Origin of the sequence: Microbacterium sp., from assembly GCF_031988965.1 — a bacterium.
Lineage (GTDB): Bacteria > Actinomycetota > Actinomycetes > Actinomycetales > Microbacteriaceae > Microbacterium.
This window is the reverse complement of sequence record NZ_DALZXX010000211.1, coordinates 1-3,612: the sequence shown is the minus strand read 5'-3', so window position 1 is coordinate 3,612 and position 3,612 is coordinate 1. Positions and strand designations below refer to the sequence as shown.

Sequence of the window (3,612 nt, the reverse complement as noted above, 5' to 3'; positions counted from 1 at the left end):
GAACGGCATCCCGTGGCTCGCCCTCAGCTCGACGCGCATCCGGGTGATCTCGCCGCAGAGCGACGCCGACATGTTCTCGGCCCCCGAGCCCATCGACGCCGACGAGGTCAAGCGCCGCGCGGCTGCGGGCACCCGCACGCTCATCGCGCTGCGGGCCGCGCTCGGTCTCGCCGCACTGATCGCGACCCCGCTCGTGGCCGCGAGCGGAGCGTTCGGCGCGGTGCTGTGCGTGCTCGCCTTCGTGGGCATGATGTTCCAGTCACGGCAGATCCACGCGCGCCTCGGCGTGCTGGTGCTCATGGCGATCGGCGCGATCGGCCTCGCGGCGACCGGCATCACCGTCGCACTCGCGCTGCCCGATGTGCGCACCTGGATGCTGCTGGTGCTCGTCGTCGCCACGGTGATCCTGGTCGGACTGACGCTGCTCACGCCGCGTGCGCGGCTCCGGCTCACGCGCCTGGGCGACACGGTCGAGGTCGTCGCTCTCGCGCTGCTGCTGCCTCTGGGCGTCATCACGGCGGGGCTCGTCTGACCCATGGCGACCAAGAAGGATCTGATCGAGGCCCAGGGCTTCAGCCGCCGCCGCCTGCTCTCCGCCTTCACCGGCGGCGCCCCTGGCGGCAAGGAGCTCGATCCGGCCAAGCCGCTGCGCGCGGTCGTGGCGGGTGTCGCACTCACGGTGGGCGTGATCCTCGTCGGCGTCTTCTGGGGCATCATGCAGCCCGGTCTGCCCGGCGACTGGCAGAACAACCGGCTGATCGTGGCGACGGACACCGGTTCGCGCTACGTGTCGGTCGAGGGCACGCTCTACCCGGTGATCAACACCGCCAGTGCGCGCCTGCTGATCCCGGCGGGCGAGTTCAAGGTCGTGCGCACCGACCAGGCGGCCCTCGACGGCATCCCGATCGGCCCTGCCATCGGCATCCTCGGCGCTCCCGATGACCTGCCGGCGCCGAACGCGCTGATCAACTCGTCGTGGACCGCCTGCATCGACGACGGAACAGGAGCGTCCGTCACCGTCTCGGACGACCCGGTCGCGGCGATCTCGACGGATACGGGCGCCGTCGTGAAGCGCGGAGAAGATCTGTTCGTCGTCGCCGACGGCCTGCGGTACGCGGTCGCCCCCGGCGATGCGAACGCCGTTCTGCGCGCGGCGGGGCTCGGCGCGAGCGACATCCTCGAGGTCGACGGACGCTGGCTCAACCTGTTCGCGTCGGGCGACGAGCTCGGGCCCATCCGCATCAACGGCTTCGGCGCCGCGGTGCCGGGCACCGATCTGACCGCCGGCACGATCGTGCACACGCAGGGCAAGCCCGCCGAGGAGCGGTACGTCGCCCTCGCCTCCGGCGAACTCGCACTCCTGAGCCCCCTGGCGTACCAGCTCTACCTGCTCGGCAGCGGCGAGCAGGCACGAGAGGTCGAGGTGTCTCCGGCCGAGGTGGCCGACGTCCCGACGATCCAGTACCTCGGCGGCACCGACTGGCCCGCCCAGCCGCTCGCCACCCTCGCGGCCGATCAGACGCCCTGCGCGGTCCTGTCCGGCGACGCCCGCACCGTGCTCGGTGCGACCACGGCCGAACTGCCCGACGACCGTTCCGGTGTCGACGTCACCGTCGGCGGCGGGGCACTGATGCAGGTGACCGGCGGCTCAGAGGACGCGGTGGGCATGGCCGTGCTGATCGACGAGTCCGGCACCGCGTACGCGATTCCCGGTGCGACGCTCGACGAGAGCTCCGAAGACGCTGCGACCGGCGCGATCGCCCAGCTCGGATATTCGCTGTCCGACGTCGGCCGGGTGTCGGATGCCTGGATCGAGTTCTTCGCCGCAGGGCCGGCTCTGAGCGCAGAGGCTGCGCGCGAGACCCCGGGCTCCGGATCGAACTGATGCGGCGCCGCCTGACAGCCCTCGCCGCGCTCGTGCTGGGCGCCGCCGTCTTCGGTGCCGCAGCCCCCGCCACCGCCGCAGCCCCGCCTCACGCTGTCGCGCATTCGAGCACGACGCTGCCGACCCTCGTGTCGGCAGCGACCGCGGGAGAGGCCTGCACGCCTGGCAACGTCGTGTACTCGCCCGAGGCACCCTCGGCACTCGCGCGACTCGACGCGGAGCAGGCGAACCGTCTCGCCACGGGGGAAGGGGTCGTGGTCGCGATCGTCGATTCCGGGGTGGATGCGAGCAACCCGCACCTCGCCGGCACCGTGATCGGCGGAATCGACCTCGTGGGCGATGGAGAACGCGGCGACGGACTGACCGACACGACCGGACACGGCACCGCCATCGCGGGTCAGATCGCCGCGCAGCCTGTGGCCGGCTCGGGGGTCGTGGGTCTCGCCCCGGACGCGAAGCTGCTGTCGGTCAGGGTGTTCCGCAGCACCGACAAGCAGGACATCGACAAGGGCTTCGGGCCGAGCTCGCAGCGGCTGGCCGACGGCATCCACTGGGCTGCCGACAACGGTGCCGACATCATCAACGTGTCCATGTCGCAGACGTCGGACTCCGCAGTGCTCCGGGCCGCGGTCGAGCACGCCGCCGCTGTCGGCGCTCTCGTCGTCGCGAGCGCGGGCAACCGGGAATCCGACGCGGATGCCGAGGATGCCGCGAGGTACCCGGCGGCCTACGAGCAGGCGCTCGGCGTCAGCGCCGCAGACCCGCGGGGACTCGCGACGGACTCGTCGATCCACGGCCCGCAGGTCGACGTGACGGCACCGGGCAGTGACGTGCTGACGGCCTTCCCCGGCGGCGGTGACTGCGTGTTCGCTCCGGATGCCCCCGCGTCGAGCTTCGCCACGGGGTACGCGAGCGCGGCGGCGGCCCTCGTCGCCGAGGCCCACCCCGAGGATCCCCCGGCAGGCTGGGCCTATCGGCTCGCCGCCACGGCTCTGCGCGCCGATGCGGACAATCGCGACGACGTGAACGGCTGGGGGTTCATCCAGCCCACCGCCGCGATCGAGCTGCTGCCCGACCAGACGACCAGGGGCCCCGCCAGCCCGTTCTTCGACACCGTCGAGAGCGCAGCCCGACCGCCCGCGGCGGCCGTGAGCCCCGACCACGGAGCCTCACCGTTCCTGCTGACCCGCGACGCCGCACTGCTGACGGCGATCGGCGGCGCGAGCCTGCTCGGTGTGCTCGGCATCCTGATCGTCCTCCGACGCCGCACACAGGATCCCGTCATCGACCAGCCCGAGGTCGAGCGTGAGGGCGGCCTGCTGAACCGTGCGGATCCCCACGCGGAAGCCACCCGCGTCGGCTGACGACCGACGTCAGCCGCCGTCACCCGGCGTCACCCGAAGACGAGGAAGCCGACTCCGACGAGCCCGGCGGCCGACACTGCACATGCCACCGCGAACGCGGCGAGCGTGAGCGTGCTCCATCGTCGAGAATGCTTCGCGACGGAAGGGCGCTCGGCATCCTGGACCCGCGTGGGCGGTACGCCGCCGATGACGACGGGAGGGGCACTGGGGCCCAGCGGCGCCGGACGAGGCTTGTAGATGGCGGGCTCGGGAACAGCGGGGGCGGCAAAGGCCTCAGCCGCGACGTCGCGGGCCTCGGGCTCCGACAGGTCGGGATCTGAGGACGCGGGCGCCGACGGGTCGGCAGCATCGGCGTCGGCGGCG

The 3,612-nt window shown here is 72.4% G+C and carries 2 protein-coding genes and 2 pseudogenes; 3 read left to right on the top strand and 1 reads right to left on the bottom strand.

What is annotated here, in order from left to right:
* From RTM68_RS17665 to RTM68_RS17655, 3 genes and pseudogenes are all read left to right on the top strand, one after another.
* Positions 1–532, top strand: a pseudogene (locus RTM68_RS17665) (type VII secretion integral membrane protein EccD); the annotation flags it as partial.
* A gap of 3 nt (positions 533–535) precedes the next feature.
* Positions 536–1,885 carry a type VII secretion protein EccB gene (eccB, locus tag RTM68_RS17660; protein WP_312173480.1) on the top strand — a complete coding sequence of 450 codons (1,350 nt, stop codon included), beginning with the start codon at positions 536–538 and terminating at the stop codon, positions 1,883–1,885.
* Positions 1,885–3,249, top strand: coding sequence for a S8 family serine peptidase (locus RTM68_RS17655; RefSeq protein WP_312173477.1), 1,365 nt, complete (start codon positions 1,885–1,887; stop codon positions 3,247–3,249). Before eccB ends, RTM68_RS17655 begins: the two co-directional genes overlap by 1 nt.
* Positions 3,250–3,278: 29 nt before the next feature.
* Here the strand turns inward: RTM68_RS17655 and RTM68_RS17650 are convergent.
* Positions 3,279–3,612, bottom strand: a pseudogene (locus RTM68_RS17650) (hypothetical protein); the annotation flags it as partial.

Coding starts and splice junctions, on each gene's coding strand:
- eccB (WP_312173480.1), top strand. CDS start 536: ATGGCGACCAAGAAGGATCTGATCGAGGCCCAGGGCTTCAGCCGCCGC.
- RTM68_RS17655 (WP_312173477.1), top strand. CDS start 1,885: ATGCGGCGCCGCCTGACAGCCCTCGCCGCGCTCGTGCTGGGCGCCGCC.